20 protein-coding genes are annotated in these 16,185 nt (G+C 64.1%); all 20 read right to left on the bottom strand.

The window, feature by feature from the left end; genetic code table 11:
* On the bottom strand, window positions 1–432 hold the full coding sequence (locus FNJ47_RS04095) for a hypothetical protein (RefSeq protein ID WP_163150882.1): 432 nt from the start codon (window positions 430–432) through the stop codon (window positions 1–3).
* On the bottom strand, window positions 429–3,935 hold the full coding sequence (locus tag FNJ47_RS04100; protein WP_163150884.1) for a host specificity factor TipJ family phage tail protein: 3,507 nt from the start codon (window positions 3,933–3,935) through the stop codon (window positions 429–431). The genes FNJ47_RS04095 and FNJ47_RS04100 overlap by 4 nt, the downstream gene beginning before the upstream one ends.
* Window positions 3,920–4,345 carry a hypothetical protein gene (locus tag FNJ47_RS04105; protein WP_206685290.1) on the bottom strand — a complete coding sequence of 142 codons (426 nt, stop codon included), beginning with the start codon at window positions 4,343–4,345 and terminating at the stop codon, window positions 3,920–3,922. The genes FNJ47_RS04100 and FNJ47_RS04105 overlap by 16 nt, the downstream gene beginning before the upstream one ends.
* Window positions 4,342–4,866, bottom strand: a complete 525-nt coding sequence (locus FNJ47_RS04110; RefSeq protein ID WP_163150886.1) for a DUF1833 family protein — start codon at window positions 4,864–4,866, stop codon at window positions 4,342–4,344. Before FNJ47_RS04110 ends, FNJ47_RS04105 begins: the two co-directional genes overlap by 4 nt.
* A 2-nt stretch (window positions 4,867–4,868) precedes the next feature.
* The gene (locus FNJ47_RS04115) at window positions 4,869–5,240 is read right to left on the bottom strand and encodes a hypothetical protein (protein ID WP_163150888.1); all 372 of its coding nucleotides are present in this window, start codon (window positions 5,238–5,240) and stop codon (window positions 4,869–4,871) included.
* Window positions 5,241–5,243: 3 nt separating this feature from the next.
* Window positions 5,244–7,445, bottom strand: coding sequence for a hypothetical protein (locus FNJ47_RS04120; protein ID WP_163150890.1), 2,202 nt, complete (start codon window positions 7,443–7,445; stop codon window positions 5,244–5,246).
* The gene (locus FNJ47_RS04125) at window positions 7,445–7,810 is read right to left on the bottom strand and encodes a phage tail assembly chaperone (RefSeq protein WP_163150892.1); all 366 of its coding nucleotides are present in this window, start codon (window positions 7,808–7,810) and stop codon (window positions 7,445–7,447) included. Before FNJ47_RS04125 ends, FNJ47_RS04120 begins: the two co-directional genes overlap by 1 nt.
* Complete coding sequence (locus FNJ47_RS04130) at window positions 7,807–8,268, bottom strand: hypothetical protein (RefSeq protein ID WP_163150894.1); 462 nt, start codon at window positions 8,266–8,268, stop codon at window positions 7,807–7,809. Before FNJ47_RS04130 ends, FNJ47_RS04125 begins: the two co-directional genes overlap by 4 nt.
* A 108-nt stretch (window positions 8,269–8,376) precedes the next feature.
* A complete protein-coding gene (locus FNJ47_RS04135; RefSeq protein ID WP_163150896.1) occupies window positions 8,377–9,600 on the bottom strand; it encodes a phage tail tube protein in 1,224 nt (407 codons plus the stop codon).
* A 22-nt stretch (window positions 9,601–9,622) separates the two neighbouring features.
* Window positions 9,623–10,078, bottom strand: a complete 456-nt coding sequence (locus tag FNJ47_RS04140; RefSeq protein ID WP_163150898.1) for a hypothetical protein — start codon at window positions 10,076–10,078, stop codon at window positions 9,623–9,625.
* A 12-nt stretch (window positions 10,079–10,090) separates the two neighbouring features.
* On the bottom strand, window positions 10,091–10,558 hold the full coding sequence (locus tag FNJ47_RS04145) for a hypothetical protein (RefSeq protein ID WP_163150900.1): 468 nt from the start codon (window positions 10,556–10,558) through the stop codon (window positions 10,091–10,093).
* Window positions 10,558–10,848 carry a hypothetical protein gene (locus FNJ47_RS04150; protein WP_163150902.1) on the bottom strand — a complete coding sequence of 97 codons (291 nt, stop codon included), beginning with the start codon at window positions 10,846–10,848 and terminating at the stop codon, window positions 10,558–10,560. Before FNJ47_RS04150 ends, FNJ47_RS04145 begins: the two co-directional genes overlap by 1 nt.
* On the bottom strand, window positions 10,848–11,225 hold the full coding sequence (locus FNJ47_RS04155; protein ID WP_163150904.1) for a hypothetical protein: 378 nt from the start codon (window positions 11,223–11,225) through the stop codon (window positions 10,848–10,850). Before FNJ47_RS04155 ends, FNJ47_RS04150 begins: the two co-directional genes overlap by 1 nt.
* On the bottom strand, window positions 11,222–11,617 hold the full coding sequence (locus tag FNJ47_RS04160; RefSeq protein ID WP_163150906.1) for a hypothetical protein: 396 nt from the start codon (window positions 11,615–11,617) through the stop codon (window positions 11,222–11,224). The genes FNJ47_RS04155 and FNJ47_RS04160 overlap by 4 nt, the downstream gene beginning before the upstream one ends.
* A 7-nt stretch (window positions 11,618–11,624) precedes the next feature.
* A complete protein-coding gene (locus FNJ47_RS04165) occupies window positions 11,625–11,984 on the bottom strand; it encodes a phage fiber-tail adaptor protein (RefSeq protein ID WP_163150908.1) in 360 nt (119 codons plus the stop codon).
* Window positions 11,984–12,604 carry a head-tail connector protein gene (locus FNJ47_RS04170; RefSeq protein WP_163150910.1) on the bottom strand — a complete coding sequence of 207 codons (621 nt, stop codon included), beginning with the start codon at window positions 12,602–12,604 and terminating at the stop codon, window positions 11,984–11,986. Before FNJ47_RS04170 ends, FNJ47_RS04165 begins: the two co-directional genes overlap by 1 nt.
* A 68-nt stretch (window positions 12,605–12,672) precedes the next feature.
* Window positions 12,673–13,122 (bottom strand): hypothetical protein, encoded by a 450-nt coding sequence (locus FNJ47_RS04175; RefSeq protein WP_163150912.1) that lies wholly within the window; start codon window positions 13,120–13,122, stop codon window positions 12,673–12,675.
* Window positions 13,123–13,217: 95 nt separating this feature from the next.
* Window positions 13,218–14,531 (bottom strand): phage major capsid protein, encoded by a 1,314-nt coding sequence (locus FNJ47_RS04180; protein WP_163150914.1) that lies wholly within the window; start codon window positions 14,529–14,531, stop codon window positions 13,218–13,220.
* Between the two features lie 323 nt (window positions 14,532–14,854).
* Window positions 14,855–15,787, bottom strand: coding sequence for a copper homeostasis membrane protein CopD (gene copD, locus FNJ47_RS04185; protein ID WP_235999440.1), 933 nt, complete (start codon window positions 15,785–15,787; stop codon window positions 14,855–14,857).
* A 39-nt stretch (window positions 15,788–15,826) separates the two neighbouring features.
* On the bottom strand, window positions 15,827–16,183 hold the full coding sequence (locus FNJ47_RS04190; protein WP_163150918.1) for a copper resistance CopC family protein: 357 nt from the start codon (window positions 16,181–16,183) through the stop codon (window positions 15,827–15,829).
* Window positions 16,184–16,185: the final 2 nt, after the last annotated feature.

Genomic DNA, 16,185 nt, shown 5'->3' on the forward strand with positions numbered 1-16,185 from the left:
TCACCAGACCTGCCAGGCGATGTAATAGAGGTTGACGCCCGTTCCCATGACGCGCGAGCGCCTGTATCGCCAATCGTCCGAGATCAAAAACCCGTCTTTGTAGAGGATCGGCACCCAGCTCGAGCGCTGGTAAGCAATGCTCGAATTCGCATCCCGGCAAACCATCGCTTTCGAGTACAGCGCAACACCAGCTGACGGGATGCTGTAAGCGACGATGTCGATCGCCGGCGGATGCGGATAAGTCGTCGAATAGAAGACCTTGCCGTTGCCGAAAACGGTGCTCGGAAACAGGCCGACCTCGAGCGGCCGCCCCTGGTTCAAGCGCGAATCCAGTGACAAATATTTGTAGTCGACGGCCGGCGGATTCTCGGCGTCATAGCCCGGCTTTGAAACCGTGACGCGGTCCGCAGCGATATAGATGCGCTTGGTCACGAGTCTGAGATCGTGATGGTGCCGCCGGTCAGGTTTATGACCATCAGGCCCGACGTGCTCTGAATGACACCCGCCGTCAAAGTGCCGACGTTGGCCGTGATCGCGCTCAGCACGCCGATATTCATCATCCGCGCGGTCAGGACGCCGTCGAGATACATATTCGCCGTGATCCCGATCGAGGCGACGCCGCCGATCGTGCCAACGGAAAACACGGCTTTCGGCACATTGCCGTTATAGCCAGGCAGCTGGATCTGGAACTTGTCGGCGACGACCGTGAACGCCGACACGCCCGGTCCGCCGTTGACCAGCTGAATTCCGGTCACATAGCCGCTGACGTTGAGCGTCAGCGACCAGGCCGCAGCAGCGTATCCGTTGAGCTGCGCGATCGCCGTCGACTGCTGAGTGATCGAGGCATTGACGTCGCCGAACTCGGCTGTAACCGACGTGCTGAGATCCGCAACGGCCTGCTGCGCGTTGACGGCGACCGTCTGGACCGTTGCGATCTGCGCGAACGCCGCCCCGACACGGGCTGACATTTCCGACCGGATGGACTTCATGTCGAGCCAGTTGCGCGCGTCCTGGTTGGCAACGCCGGCCGCGATCGTCTGCAGCGCGGTATTGATCTCGTCGTTATTTTGATCGGCGACCTCGGTCACCTGCTTTTTCAGGGCCGCGTTAAACGACTCGAGCGTGACCATTCCCGGCGAGAGCTTGACGGTCGGAGCCTCGAGGTCGACGAACGAATAGGCGCCGCGCATCGTCGCATTGACCGCCTGGACGCGGAGACGCACCGCGGCCAGGCTGACGACCGTATCGAACTGGTTTTCGGCCGCCTCATAGACCTGCGTCCAATTCTTGCCCTCGTCATAGGAGACGCCGGCGACGTAGTAGATCGCGCCCGCGGTCGGAAACCAGCTGGCGAACAGCCTCGGCTCGGCCGTGCCCTGGCTGATGTAGGCATTGAGGCCGAACACCAGCGGGACCTTGTCGTTTGACGGATACTGCGCGCTCGGTAGCACCGGCGGGTTGCCGAGATCCGTCGCATGAACCCGTTGGTCATCCACAACCATGTTGAGCGTGAACTGGCCGCCGTTCGGCGAGCCATCCAGGACGACGCACAGCCTCGACTGGCTAGCGCCCGTGCCAAGGTCAAATGACGGATACTCGGCGCCATCCTCGCGCGCCAGGACGGCCGCCAGCGTGGTCGCCTGCGCCGTCTGAGCTGCCGCCAGGCTCGCAGCGTCGAGGACGGCATGCGCAGCATCGACGCCGCGGCTGCAGAGCACCGGGCCAAAGAATTTTCCGTTCGGCTTCCGCAGGCGGATATAGAACGGCCCCTCATCCCAGACCGGCGCCGGATTGAGCTGCAGCGTCGCGCCGGCGACGCCGACGACGGCGCCGCCATAGCCATACGTCTCCGGCAGGTCGGATTGAACCCGCACCACAGATCCGCGCGTGATCGCCCTGCCCTCGTATTCCGAGCCGAGCGCCACATTTTCGCGCCGATAGATCGACTGCAGGTAATAGAACGCGCATTCCCGGAACGCCTGGTCACGGTTGACGATGCCGTCGACACGCTTGGTCTCGGCATTGACCGACGTGAAAGCGTCGCTGTCCGGCGGATATTGCACCTGCGCCGGCCGCCAGGTCTGCTCGTCGACATACTCGACCACGACGGCGTCGGGATCTTCCTCGCCGAGCATGGTGAAACTGACCTGCATCGAATCCCGCACGATCTCGCGATCGGTCAGGAGCATGGTCGGCACGTCGCGCCACTCGTCGCGGACGATCGACACGGTATCGCCGAGCCAAAAATGCTGCGCGCGCGACGGCGCCAGGATCTTGTTTAGCGCGTCAGGCACGGCGACGGCCGTCGTAAAGCGATAATCGAACGTGTCGCCGCGCGCATCGCAGCCGGCGGCGTGATTTACAACGGCATTGAAATCGACCTTGGCGATCGACAGGCCCGAGCCATATTGCCCGCTGGTGACCGCGTCGAGGAAAGCCCAAGCCGGGTTACGGGTTGCCTGCGTCACGAACGCCGCGCCGTTCCAAACCGGGACCTTGCGCGTCCCGAGGACGCCGAATTTATAGGAGCCCTGCGTCGACTGTGACGCCTTCAACCGGATCGCGATCGTCGAGACGTCCGGAAACGAATTATTGCCCTTCAGGAACGACCGCAGGCCAGCCCAGAGCACGGAGTTACTGCCGGCGGTTCCGGCGAGCTCGGCATCCTCGCGGCGAAAGCGGACCAGGTAGCGGCCAGGCGCAACGTCGACCTTGACGCTGTCACGGACTGGCGCCTGCGAGGCGTACTGCCGCACGATCGAGAACAGCGGATTAAACGGCCCGGTCTGCGCGCCGGCGTTGTCGCAGGTCGCATATTCCGCTGTAAGGCCGACGTTTGAATAGCCGATAGAGCCATCCTTTCCGTTGACCGTGTAGCACCCGGCCGCAAAGACAAAATCGACGGCGAGCGATTGCGCCAGCGTTCCCGCCGGGTTGGCCGCAAACGGCCCGATCCACGCGCCAGGCGTGCGCGCCGAGGCGCCAAACGGCAGGCCGTTTGAATCGTATTGGCCGCCCGACGTTCCAGATCCAGAGGGAAGCTGCTGGCCACTGACCTCGGCGGACTGGTCGACGTTGGTCGGAAACAACGTGACCGGGCTGCCAGGCTCATAGAACGCGATCTGCGCGTTGCTGAATGCCGCCGCGATCCCGTTGGTCGCGTCCCAGAACACGGTATCGTCGATATAGACGGCCTCGTATTGCATGCTGCCCATGGTCGGCGACAGCAGGACGTTGAGGTATTGATCGTTGGCGACGAATTCGCCCCAGGGCGTCGCGGCGAAATCCGGATAGTCCTTTACGCGGCCATACCAGACCGGCAAAGGCTGGCCGAGCTTGGCGACGTTGCCCTGCGCCGCGACTGAATAAATCTGATCCTGCGTTGCGGTCGGCGTATTGGTCGCGCCGGCCTTTGGCGCGACCAGGGCGTTGACGAGCAGCGAGCCGCCGATGCCGATCGCCGCCGTCGTCGCGAGCGCGCCGAACGTGCCGGCGCCGAACAGCGCGGGACCGGCCCAGATCGCGAAGGCCGAGACCGCGACCAACGCGACCAGGCCGATGATCTGCTTGGCCGCGTTGCCGCCGCCCTGGCCGCCGAGCGGATAGGACATGAAGCGGACGGCGTCGGCCGGCCCGATGCGGCGCGACCGCCAATCCCGGCGCAGCACCGCCTCGCCGTTGATCTCGAGCACGGTCGGCAGGCCCTTCTTGAACTGCCAGCCGAAATCCCGATCGCGCTTTGCCCAGCCTGTTCGCCGCAGAAAGGCCGTGACGGTTTCCCTCGGCCGCGGCTCGGCGCGATCGACCTCGAGGCCCGGCATCACCAGATGCAGCACCGGCTGACGCGCGGCGTCGCTGCGCCGCGCGCGACGAGCTCGCGGACGCTCGGGTGAGCTCGCCGGCGGCTTGGGCAATCGCTTCACAGATCCGTGCATGTCACCGGCTCAAAGAACATGAGGTTTTTCCAACCCACCTGGCGCAGCGCCAGGACGGTTTCGCAGGCAACGCCCGCGTGGCTATCGCAGTGGATCACCCGGCCCTCCTGGCGCAGCCAGACGCCGATATGCGCGGGAAACCGGGCATGGGCCATCAGGACCAGCGCGCCGTCAGCAGCCATCACCAGGCCGCCAGGACCGTCCGGCACCTGGCGCCAGCGCGTGCGCTCCGGATGGCCGGCGAATTCCTCGAGCACCCAACGCCGGCTGAAATCGGCCGGCACCGCGATTTGTGGCAGCTCGCGGCCGAACAGCTCGCGCTGGACATGGCAGGCGAAATCCCAGCAGTTGCGCGACTGCCAGGCCCACGGCTCGCCGATCAGCGGCGAGAGAAAATCGGACCGCATCACGGCAGCAGGCTCGGAAACTGGATATAGTCGTAATTCCGCGTCAGCCGCGGAAACCGCTTGTTCTGCAGGTTTTTGACCATGACCGTTCCGGTCAGCGATGCCGCAACCATCTGGACGCTGCGCAGCTCGAACTCGATCGGCCCGTAGGCCGGCTCGGTCAGGTCGCTGCCGAGGTACTCGCGATAAAGCACCTGGATATATTCCCGCGTACCCTGCGCAGCCCGGATCTTCGGCACCAGCTCGCGGTTCACGTTGTCGATCTTGATCGTGGTCGACGGTGGCTGCCCTTCCTTCTGCTCCGGATAGCCGGCCTCGAAAGGACACGCGATGAAGGTCACGGTCTCGCCGGCGTTGCGCGGCGCGCTCGCCTCGAGCCCAAACGTCATATCGTCGCCGACATTGGCGACAACCCGCGCCGGCTGGTCGAATGACGACTGCCAGAGCTCGAGCGTGTAATAGATCCGCGCGCTCGGCGGACACGAGGCATAGGCCTCTAGCAGCGCTTCATTGTGCGTCGGCATGGCTAGACGTCGTAAACCCGGAGCGTCATGCGGACGTCGACCTGCTCCGGATTGGGCCAGCTCGCGACCAGGGCCGTTCCCGGCTTGATGAATTGGCAGACCTTGTTCGCCATCGACGTCCCGAGCCAAACATCAATGGTGAAACGCGCCGTTCCGAGGTTGAGCGTGGTCTTTACCCACTCGACAAACGTGTCGTAGTCGGCCGCATAAAAGCGAACCGTCTGCGTCACCGTGCCGACATTGTCGCCAGGTCGCGGCCGTTGCCGCGTGTTGCCCTGCTCCATATCGGTCGCGATCGGATCGCGCATGCGCTGCAGGCCGAAACCCTCTTTGAGGATGACGGCGTTTGCAATTGGGAATGCCGGCAAAGCCATTGCTTACTGCCCCGTGAACGGTTTCAGGCCGTATTGGCCGCCGAGGACGCGCCGGCCGCTCCCGGTCGACAACGAATCCCCGACCGCGCCGTCGACCATCTTGCGCAGCGTCACCGTGATGTCGCCGTTCGGCGCCTGCTCGACCGCCGGCGACGCATCCGTGAAATTGTTGATGGTGACCTGCGGCGATCGCCCGCCGCCGGCGCCGGCGCCGAGCGCCGCCATCTGCCCCGGCGTAAAGACACCCTCGCCGCGCTGCGCGATGATCGGGACCTCATTGCCGGCGATTCCGCCCGTGTGGAAACGCGGCGCGCCGTCGAAATAGGCGCCATGGACGTAACGCATTGACGTCGGCTCCGAGCCGATGATGCCGCCCGTGTGGTAGAGGCCGCCGAGCCCCCCGGTAAAGCCCGTCGACGACGTTGCGCCCCCGCCGATGCCGCCGAACGAGAACCCGCCGAGGCCAGACGACGCCATCTGCAGCGACCTCATCAGCGGCTCGACGATCGTGATCTTGATAATCATCTGCTCGATCGCCTTGACGATCGCGTTCGACATGTCGGTAAAGCCCTGCCCGGCCGACTTGGCGCCGGTCGTGATATCGGTCAGGCCGTTGACCAGGTCGCTCTCGATCGAGGACGAGATCCCCTTAAAGGCATTGTTGGTGCGGATCGCGGCCGCATAGGTGCTATCGAGCGCGGCCGGAACATCGTTCCCATAGATGCCCTTGAGCTGCGAGGCGATCGCGACGTCGTCGGACGACAGGAACGCCGTCTTGCTGTTGAAATCGATCTGCGAGCTCACCTTTGCCCGCGCCAGGGCGTCGGCAGCAGCAGCCGCGCGATCGCGCAGCTCGGCGAACTGCCTTGCCTGCGCGGCCGTTTCCTTGCCGCCATTGGCCTGGACGGCCGAGGTCTCGGCGGCCGTTGCGCGGAAAGCGGCGAGCGCGGCATCGCCGAGCCCGACCGCCCTGGTATCAGCCTCCTGGACCTCGGTATGCTTGCGCAGCGAGTTGATCGCGCGATCGACGGGATCTGCGGCCGTGTCACCCCTCGTCGCAACATTGGACGGCCGACCGAACTGCAGGCCGGTCAGGCCCGCTTGCATTGACTTGAGCTGCGAGGCCTGCCCCTGCCACGCGAACTCGTTCTGCGCGCCGCTTGTGTCGGAGATCGAGGTCCCGGTCCCGGCGTACCACTTGATATCCTCCGGACGGATGCGCTGGACCGACGAGCTCAGGACACGGCCGGCCGATTCCCAGAAATCGAGCGTGAAAACCGACGCATTTTTGAAATCGGACAGCGCGCGCTCGGTTTCCGGCGTGATCCCGATCTTGATGCCGACCGTCTGGTTTGCGCCAGGGCCGCCGACAGCACCAGACAACGCGTCGAGCTGCTCGTTTGCGGCCTTCTCGACCGCGTCCCGGTCGAACGACTTGAAGAATTTGGCGGCCCGCTCGATCAAGTCATCCAGGATCGGCAGCACATCGGCAAAGGCCGCCTTCATGTAGAGCGACCATTGCACCGAGCTCTTGCGCCATTCCGCATCGAAATCGGACGCACGCTTGATCGTCTCGTCGTCAATAACGGCGCCGGCGGCGTGCGCCTGGTTGCCGAGATCCCCCATCGCGCTGGCGCCCTGTTGCAGCAGCGGCACCCATTCCTTGGTAAAGCCGAGCATCTGCGCGATCGCGATTGCGTCCTGCGGACTGCGCGCGCGGCTGACCAGGTCGGCCGAGATCTGCAGCAGCTGGTTTTGGCTGATTAACTGCCCGTTCGCATTGCGCAGGCTGATGCCGTTGGCCTCGAACTCTTTCGACAGCGAGTTAGCATTGCGCTGCGCATCGTTGAGTAGCTGCGCCGACTTTTCCAGCCCCGCATTGATCTGGCTTTCGGTCAACCCGGCGATCTGGCCGCCGAACTGGATACCCTGCAGATCCTTGAGCGAAAGACCGACGCGATCGGCGAGCGAGGACAGGTCGGCCAGCGACTTGTTAAAGCCGACGATATAATCCAGCGCCTTATTGACCGTGGCAGCCGCGGCGACGGCGCCGGCGCCGAGCGCGACCAGGCCGGCGCTAAAGCCGGTTGCCGCGTCCGTACCGCGCTGCGCGGCGCCGGCGGCGCCGTCCATTGCCCGCTCATAATCCGATGCGCCTTGCGTGTTCGCATCAATGACGAGCTCGGTCACGACCTGGTCGGCCATCACTCCTCCGTTTGCAGTTTCGAGTAATCGACCAGATAGAGATCATCGAGCATTTCGAGGATCTCGAGCTCCCACGGAGCAAGGTCGGTTTGCGTCCGGCGCAGGAAAGCGTCGATATCCTGCCATTCGATCGGCGACAGCGCGAAACCGTTGCCGCCCTTGCGCCGGCGCAGCCGGTCATAGATGCGCCAGAGATACGTCAGCGCCTTCGGGATAGGCGGGACCGTTAGGATCGCTTCCCGCGCCGCCTTGCGTTGCGGATCTCGCGTCCGGAGGACGAGGCCCTCGAGGACCTGACGATAGGTCTCGCCGGCATCGCCGGCCCTCGAGGACAGCAGAAAGCTGCGCTCGGCAAATGCCCTCAAGTCTGACTTGAGGGCCTCGTAAAAGCCCGCTCGCTCGTCAGGTAGTCGGTCACCTGGACGAAGAAGCTGCCGAGCTGCGGCCGCAGGAACAGGTCGACGGCGTTCTCGAGCGTGAACGGGATTGGTTCCAGCGAAACGATCGTGAAAGTCGGATTTGGCGACCAGCCGATAATGCGCCGGCAGACCTTGGTCACGTTCTGCCGGCGCCGATCGGCGACGGTCTCATCCTCGGTTTTCCACTTCCGGCCGTTGACCTGCGCGAACTCGATCGCCTTTTCCTTATCGATCGCGTCGCGGGTCGATTCATTGTTGAGCGCGATCGTCTGCGGATGCGCTGGACCGGCGAGCTCGATCACCCAGCCGATCGGCGTATCCGTGCCGGGCTTGCGGATCTGCAGCTGGAACGTGTCGACGGGCAAATGTGCGGAGAGATCGAGGATTGCAGATGTTTCAGTCATTGTCGGTTGCCTTTTGTCGGAAAGGTTAGCCGCAGGGTCCGACAACCCTGCGGCCGGTTCTCGCGAGAACATTCCATCGGCCTATGGTCGGCGCCGATCACTCAAACGCTACGCTGCAGTGGTCTGGAACGAGATCATGCTGTTATTGCCGGTCGCCGAGGTATCGACCCCGACCAGCGCCGGCGGGATCGTGATCGTCTGCGTGCGACCGCCGCCCTGCTTGGACAGCGCCGAGGGATCGACGCCGCCGAGCGTGAAATTCGGCACCGTGATCGACATGAAGTCTTTCGGCTCGGCGGACAGATCGACGGCCAGGACGTTGAGCGAATACTGCGTTTCGCCGACGAAGTCGGCGAGCAGCTGCAGATCCTTGCGCAACATGGTCAGGTTGATCGAAATCCGCAGCGGCCCCGTGAACACGTCCGGCGAATATTTGATGTTGCCGGAGCCAAACGCATCCGGCGCGGTCGGCTGGATATCGAGCGACAGATCGAACGCGGTCAGCTCGACCAGGTCAACGCCGTTGAGGCGGATGGTTGCGTCGACGACAGCAAACGGCGTGCGGGTCGTCACGGCCGGATTGGTGAAATAAGGCACACCGGCATCCAGCGGCCGGATCTTGCCGGTCCCGATGCCGCCGGGATCGAACATGATGATCCCGTTCGGCGCCATCGAAATCTTGCCCGTGCCCCAGACGAAATCGTCCAGGACGGTCGACTTGCCGATGTCGCTCTCGAATTCCTCGATCCCGAAATAGCGCCGGACCAGCGCCGCCGGGTTGGTCAACCGTTTGCCCGGTCGCGTGATCGTGCAATTCGTATCGGGCGCTGCGTTGACGATCAGCGTCTCCGGCACCGTGATCTTGTTCGCGGACAGCGCCGAGATCCGCAGGTTGCGACCATTGTTGCCGGCGTCCGGCAGGCCCGACGCACGGATGATATCGCCGACCTTGAAACCCTCGTCGATCGGCGAACCCGCGCCGAACACGATGCCGTCCGCGACCGTCGTCAGTGACGTGAAATCGGCCTGTGTCTTGCTAAACGGCGTCGCGTCCCAAGTGCCGCGCACGATCGCCTCGAGGATCGCGTCATGCGAACCGAGCGACATTTCCGCGTTGTAGTTTGACGACGTTTTCTGCGTGCCGTGCCGGCCGCGCGTCGACATGCCGTCGTTACGGACCTCCTGCGACTCGGTCGCCGCCTTGGAGAGTTTCGCGCCGGGACCGCCGGAGATCCGCAGCTGCGTTGCGCCGGCGCCGGCCGCCGCCACCTGGCCGAGGCCGGCCTGCGCCTTGTAGGCGACGCGGCCGGCGGAATTGCTTTGATAGACCATACGATCAGTCTCCTGTTTGGGATCAGCCGATGAAAAAGAACTGGAACGGAATCACGACGACGGCGCCGAACCAGTTGCCGTCGTCCGATGCGCTATCGCCGCCCTGGACGGTCGGCCCCTCGCCGTTCTCGCCCCAGCAGCGCACGCATGCGCCAGGCTCGGCGTTGTAGAACGTCGCATCCTTGAACAGGTCGCCGGCCTGGCCGGCGAGCGCGAGATGCGCGGCGAATCCGTACCCCTTCGGCACAAACACATGCACGAAGATGTTGCCGGTAATCAGCCAGGTCTGGTCGCCAGGCGTGCCGACGCCGCGCTTTCGCCGCAGCGTCTCGATCACCTCGAAATAGCACCAGGGCTGCCCCTGCGGCGGCCAGGGCAGCTGCGGCGGATCTTCATTCTGGAATGAGCTCGGCGCTGCCTTGAAACCATCTTCATAGCGCGCGCGCATCGCTGCGACGGCGCCGGCATAGTCAGCCATGGTGATTAACCTCTAGCGTGCGCGGATCTCGAGGGCCGGCTGACGCACCAGCCAGGCCTGCCGAGCCTTGTCGGACATGCGGCGCCGACCGGCCTTGATCTGCCTGGAAAATGCGGCATAGGCCGCGATATCGCCGAACCGGACCGGCATGAACGTGAACTTGACGGCGGCGCGGTTGCCGTAGCGCCCGGCGACGATCAGCGCCGTCTCTTGGTAGATTTTCGGCGCGACCTTCATTTTCATCCGGCCGATCTCGATCTTGCGCGCGTAAGGGACCGGATTGGAAATGTTGATCTGGTCGCCGCGCCGAAAGCCTGAAACGTCAGTGACGACGCGACCATTTAGAAAAACCGTGTGACTGTCCCGGTAGAGACCAGGATGCGGATCGTCGACTGAACCGACCGGCGAGCGCTCGCGCAGCGTCGCGATCGCGAAGTCGACGACGTCCTGCATCGCCAGATATCGAAAAATGATCCGCATCAGTCATCGACCGAAACGATCTCATCATGCGGACCGTTGAGGACCTCCTCGACCTCGGTCGGAATGATGTCGTTCAAGGAATGGTCCGCCTCCTCCTGGTGGATGCGGTCGAGCATCTTTTTTCGCGCCTTCCGCAGGGCGAGCTCTTTCGCATCCTGGAACGCCTTGCGCGCGTTCAAGCCGGCCAGGTCGCCGGTTATGATGAATTTCGCTTCCTCGGCGGTTGAGATGCCGTTCCGCGCGGCGTCGAGCCGGCGCTCGTAATCCGCCTCGTCAAACACCCTGCCCATCAGCCGCGGACCTGCAGCTCGAATGCGATGACCTGCCCCTGCATGCGCCTGGTCGCGTCGTCGACGCCCTTGATGCTGGCCTCGGCGCCGGCGATCACCAGGAAATCGCGATCCGTCAGCGGCAGCATGTCCGACAACGCCACCTTGCCCGCCGGCACCGGCGCCGAGGGATCATTCAACAGGATGACATGCCGATCGCCCTGCCGGATCTCGCCGACGAGCTCAGCCGGCTGATAGCCCTTCACCTTCGCCAGGACGGCCGCCTCTTTCGTGACGGCCCGTGCCGGCCCGATGCCGGCATAACGGCGGACCAGCACGGTCTCGCCGTTTTCCTCAAGCGCGCGGATATGCTGGTCGAGGGACTCGTCCGGCGTCACTGGCCGTCAACCTTGCTAGTGATGACCTGGCCGACCTCGGAGCCGCTCGAGCCGGCGTCGCCATCGTTTGGGCCGCCATTGTCCCCCGCGACCATCCTGCCGAGGATCTGGTCGAGCTGCGCTTTGTTGTCCTCGAGCGAGCCGACATGGCCTTTCAGCGCTGCATGCTGCTCGTCGATCGCGTCCTGGACTGCGTCGTAACGCTGGCCCGTGACGGCGAGGTCAGCCTCCTGCCTTTGCGCCCGTGCCAGGCGCGCTCGCATGCCGGCGAGCTCGATCGGCCGTTTGATAGAGATCATGTCGATTCCCTCCAGGATCTGCGGATGCCGCTCGAGGAGCTCGAGCCGCAATTTCAGATGCGCGATCGCGACCAGCGCCGTGACGCGGTCCATCGCGCGCTCATTTCGCGCGAATGCGCAGTTTGACGACGCGCTCGAGCTGCTGCCCGGTCACGGTCTCGATCCGGTTTGTGATGCTGTAGACGCGCCCGAGCTCGCCGCCGGTCAACGTCACCAGGGCAACCGTCGACGAGCTGCTCGAGGCGCTCGCGATGATGCCCTGCGGCAGCACGTAGCTCGAGGACTTGATGCCGCCCGCCGGCGCCACGTCCTCGCCGGCAGCGCGCCTGGCGGCCTCGGCCGGCGTCAGCAGGACGTCCGACCAATCGAAACCGCGCTCGACGATCTCCTCCGGAGCTTTGGCAGGCCAGAACAGCAGCGTCCGAGCATTGCGCGGCGCCTTGAGGATGCGATCGGCCATCACCAAACCTCCGACAACATGAGCAGCGTCACGGCGTCAGGGATCAATGTCTTGACGTCCGGCGAGAGCTGCCAAGCCTTGTCGCTGACGCCGATGACGAGATCGCGCACCAGCGCGGGATTTGTCTCGCCGATGCTGTAGAGATGCCGGATCTGCAGCATGATGCAGGTTTTGACGACGGCCGGCAGATCGTCGAGATCCTCGTAACCAGCGTCGAATTCAATGACGATCGGCTCCGGCGCATGCGAGAACGCGAGCGGCCAATGGGTGCCGAACTTCGGAAAGATGCGGACGCTATCGCCCGCGGTTTGCACGACATAGCTCGAAGGATCGAGCGTCTGCTGCGTCTCGGTCGCCCAATCGACAAACTTGATCGAGTGGACCGCGTCATAGGTGACCGGCGCGATCGGGATCTCGATCACTGGCCGCCAGCACGGCAGCACCCATTGAAACGTCCGCGGGACAAATGCGCGCTGGACAAGCGCCTCGCAATGCCCCGTTGCCGCGCCGATCAGGCCGGAAATCAAAGCGTCGTTTTTCGTGCTCGAGACGCGCAGCTGCGCCTTGGCCTCGTCGAGTGAGACGGGATAGCCCGCCGGACGCTGAGAGATGCGGAGCATGTCGGGAAGCCCTGCCGGAAAGGGAAAGAGGCGCGCCTCGGCCAGGACGGCCGAGGCGCGAGGCTGGATCAGCCGACGACCTCGGCGACGGTCGCCGCATCGCTGTCCGTTGCGAAGCCGTACCGCGCATCGAAACCGAGCACGGAACAGCCGACCAGGCAGGCCGCCACGGCCGGCGTTACCGACACCTGGAAAAATCCAAAGCCGTTGTTGATGTCGAGATCTTCCTGCTTGAGGTTAATCATGACCTGCTTGTTATCGTCGGCACCGGCTTTCGTGCGCTGCGTGATCGCCTTCCCGGCGATGTCCTTCGCGCCCGCGCCGGCAGCCGAGGTCGCCTGCTGGATCTTGGCGTCGACGGTCGCAGCCGCGCCGAGAACGCCGAGCGAGATGACGGCCATATAGTTGTGGAACTTGCCGGCATCGATCCAGCCGGTGGTAACCGCGGCAGCGGCCGATTGCGGGTTGATCGAATCGACAACGCTGACGCGCTGCGACGGTTTGAGATTGGTGTGCATCTGCACTCCTCATGGTTTCGGGAAGAAAAACGCGGCTGTTACTCGCGCCGGCCAGGTCAGGCCGGCGCGCCGTTAGTGTCCGAGCTCGCGTTCGATCAGCGGGCCTCGAGCGCGACGAAATGCGACTTGGTGTTGTTGCCCTTGGCCGGCTGGACCGGCGCCGACAGGTAAGGCTGACCGCCCATCCGGAAGATCCAGCGGAAGGCCGCCAGGTTGTAGTCAAAAAACAGATGGATCGATGCGGCGAAATCGACGCCCCCGCCGGCCTTGGTCGCGAGCGCATAACCCGAGAGGTCGACGCAGGTCAGGTCGCCGAGAGCTCCGAGCGTCGCACTATGCTCGTTGAAGATCAGCGGACGGCCCAGGAAAACGCCGCCGTCCGGCGCGCCGGCAAGAGGCTGATTCAGCGGCAGCCAGGCCGGCACGTTGCCGATCGTCAGCTGGCCGAGCTGCGGCAGGATGTCAGAATTGCCGAGCCACATGGGCCGGCCGCCCATCCGCAGCAGCCGCGAGTACATCTTGAGGACGTTCGCGACGTTGATCGTGCTGGCCGCCTGGCCCGCTTCCTTCGAGACGGTCACCAGCGACGGCGCGTTCATGAAACCGAGCGGCTTACCCTTGCCGTCGCCGGTCATGACAGCCTCAAACGCCTTCCAGCGGATCGCGTTTGCGGCCTGGTTGAAGATGCGATTCTGCAACCGCGGCGCATCGTCGAGCACCTCCTGCGAGGCCAGCACGAAAGCGTAGAGCTCGTGCAGCTGGATGATCTCGCCAGTCATCGCAGCCTTGGTCGCGATCAGCTGCGTACCCTCGGAGCGCCAGGCGGCCTGGACGCCGGACGCACCCCAAGGCGTGGTCTCGTCCTTTGCGATCGCGATCGAGTTGCCCTGCGTCGGCTCCGGGTTGCAGAAGCCGAGGAGGTTCTGGTCGTCGAAGACGAGCGCCCAGATCTGCTCGCGATACTCGGTCGGCACCAGGAAGCCCTCGCCGCTGCCGCCCTGGTTCTGCTGGAAATTGGTCGGCGCAGCGCCGAGACGCGGATCGAGGCCGCCGACGGTCATGGCGTTGCGAACCGAGACGGCGAATTCCGCGACGCTGCGGAAACCGCCGGTCCGCTCCGGATTGATATCGTTGACGACGGTCGCCAACGCCGGGCCGCCGAGCGCGGTCGAGGAGCCAAACAGCGCCGTGCGGCGTAGCTTCTTTTCCTCGGCGGCGATCTGCTTGTCGAGATCCGCGACCTCGGCCTCGAGCGCGTCGACCTTGGTCTCGAGCTCGCCGACCTGCGCGGTCTCGGCGTCAGTCAGGGTTGCCTTGCCCTGCAGCGTATTGAGCTGCTCGAGCGCGGTTTTGCCGTCCTTTGCCTTATTGGCGCGGGCCTGGCGCAGCTGCTTGATGTCCACTCGCATGGATCAGTGACTCCTGGTTGGTTAGGTGGTTTGCCTGGACGGAGAAAGAGCCCGCGTTCCCGCTGTCCAGGCGACGGCGCGGGTCGAGCAACTCAGGAACTGAAAAGGTGAAAAACGGCCTCGACGGCCGACTACAAATGATCAGAGGCTGATGGTAGGTTAGCCGGACAGGCGTCCGGTCTTCTCCGATAAGCCGACGGTCCGAAGGTCAGAGCGCCCTTCGGCTAAGGGCCCAGGAGCGGAAGTCTTGCCAAGGTTCGCTTCTGGGTACGAAACGGACTTCTATCTTTGCAGCGCGAAGGATAATTTCCGAAGGTCGCTGGTCACCAGGGGGTCGCAAGGTCGATCAGGTGGACGGCCGGATGCAAGGTTCCGAGCACCCCGACAATGATGAAGATACCCAGTCCGAGTGTTGCCTCAATCGCACTGTTACGGATCAGTCGACGAAGCGCGATAGACGATTGGTTGCTTGCAATGGTCGCGAGCTGCGGTGTCAAGTGAAAACGGTTGATTGCAGCGAAGGCGAGCATCACTGCGAAGATTGCCAGTTTGAGCAATAGCACTCGCCCATATTCGGTGCCGACGAACCCACGCAGCGAACCGACCAGAATGGCAGCATTGACGCCGCCGCTAAGCACGATGGTTGCCACGCTGACGATGCCCATCGTCGAAAACCGCTCGATAGCATCGCGGACGAGCGACATGTTTTCGCGTATCTGGGCTGTCGCCAGAAAAATGATCAGCGACACGAGGCCGCCGATCCAGGCTGCCGCGGCCATTGCATGCAGCGCATCCGCCGTCAGGTGCAGATAGCCGGACGCACCAATGGTCGAGCCGGCGTGGCCGGTCCAGGCAAGACTGCCGGCAAGCCCGATCGCAACCGCAAGCCCCAGCCATCGTGTGGCCGCCGCGCGCTCATAGGCCAGGCTGGCTGCGAGGCAGATCGCAAGACCTGCGCGAATGGTGGTCACCTCACCGAACTGGGTTTCGTTGACGACCGTCGATAGCACCTCCCCAGTCAGTGCTTCGTGCAGCGGCATTCCGCTCATCGACGCTGCCTGCAGCAACAGCCACATCGCCCCGGAGATCATCGCGACGACAAGCCCGGCCCATATCCCCCACCGCGCTCGACTTCGGAACGAAGTTGCCGCCGGGGTGTGGTGCTGTAGGACAGGCGTCGCGATGAGCACGCCGAAGATAACGCTTCCAGCCGTTACCGCTGTCGCCGTGAAGTGTACGGCGCGCGTCGCGATCATGGGCGTTCCTGCTGCGAACCAATCCATCGCAACAGTGCTCTATGGACCGACCTGGAAGGTGAAGTTCCCGTCGGTCGTATGGGTGTCCACGGACAACACGTGCCAATTGACGTGGTAGGTCCCGACACCGCCGCCCTTCAACGGGACCGACATCTGATTGCCGTTGACCCGCGCCTTTCCGGCATCGACGCGCTGGCCAGAAGGACCGGTGACCGTTACCGAACTAAACGCCGGCTCCAGCTTTTGGGTGAAGTAGAGCGTCACTTCGCGCGGCGGACTCGGCACCTTGTTGCCGACCCGCGGCTCGGCACGATCCAGAAAGGCGTGGGCGTCTGCCTTGCCCGTCGCAAACGACAGCAGCAGTGTGATGATCCAGATGAGAGATGAGCGTCGCATGA

Origin of the sequence: Bradyrhizobium uaiense (assembly GCF_010811875.1) — a bacterium.
GTDB classification, from domain to species: domain Bacteria; phylum Pseudomonadota; class Alphaproteobacteria; order Rhizobiales; family Xanthobacteraceae; genus Bradyrhizobium; species Bradyrhizobium uaiense.

Bases quoted from the DNA above. Each gene is read 5' to 3' on its own strand.
- FNJ47_RS04100 (WP_163150884.1), bottom strand. From the start codon at position 3,935: ATGCACGGATCTGTGAAGCGATTGCCCAAGCCGCCGGCGAGCTCACCC.
- FNJ47_RS04110 (WP_163150886.1), bottom strand. From the start codon at position 4,866: ATGCCGACGCACAATGAAGCGCTGCTAGAGGCCTATGCCTCGTGTCCG.
- FNJ47_RS04115 (WP_163150888.1), bottom strand. From the start codon at position 5,240: ATGGCTTTGCCGGCATTCCCAATTGCAAACGCCGTCATCCTCAAAGAG.
- FNJ47_RS04120 (WP_163150890.1), bottom strand. From the start codon at position 7,445: ATGGCCGACCAGGTCGTGACCGAGCTCGTCATTGATGCGAACACGCAA.
- FNJ47_RS04130 (WP_163150894.1), bottom strand. From the start codon at position 8,268: ATGACTGAAACATCTGCAATCCTCGATCTCTCCGCACATTTGCCCGTC.
- FNJ47_RS04135 (WP_163150896.1), bottom strand. From the start codon at position 9,600: ATGGTCTATCAAAGCAATTCCGCCGGCCGCGTCGCCTACAAGGCGCAG.
- FNJ47_RS04140 (WP_163150898.1), bottom strand. From the start codon at position 10,078: ATGGCTGACTATGCCGGCGCCGTCGCAGCGATGCGCGCGCGCTATGAA.
- FNJ47_RS04145 (WP_163150900.1), bottom strand. From the start codon at position 10,558: ATGCGGATCATTTTTCGATATCTGGCGATGCAGGACGTCGTCGACTTC.
- FNJ47_RS04150 (WP_163150902.1), bottom strand. From the start codon at position 10,848: ATGGGCAGGGTGTTTGACGAGGCGGATTACGAGCGCCGGCTCGACGCC.
- FNJ47_RS04160 (WP_163150906.1), bottom strand. From the start codon at position 11,617: ATGGACCGCGTCACGGCGCTGGTCGCGATCGCGCATCTGAAATTGCGG.
- FNJ47_RS04165 (WP_163150908.1), bottom strand. From the start codon at position 11,984: ATGGCCGATCGCATCCTCAAGGCGCCGCGCAATGCTCGGACGCTGCTG.
- FNJ47_RS04170 (WP_163150910.1), bottom strand. From the start codon at position 12,604: ATGCTCCGCATCTCTCAGCGTCCGGCGGGCTATCCCGTCTCACTCGAC.
- FNJ47_RS04175 (WP_163150912.1), bottom strand. From the start codon at position 13,122: ATGCACACCAATCTCAAACCGTCGCAGCGCGTCAGCGTTGTCGATTCG.
- FNJ47_RS04180 (WP_163150914.1), bottom strand. From the start codon at position 14,531: ATGCGAGTGGACATCAAGCAGCTGCGCCAGGCCCGCGCCAATAAGGCA.
- copD (WP_235999440.1), bottom strand. From the start codon at position 15,787: ATGATCGCGACGCGCGCCGTACACTTCACGGCGACAGCGGTAACGGCT.
- FNJ47_RS04190 (WP_163150918.1), bottom strand. From the start codon at position 16,183: ATGCGACGCTCATCTCTCATCTGGATCATCACACTGCTGCTGTCGTTT.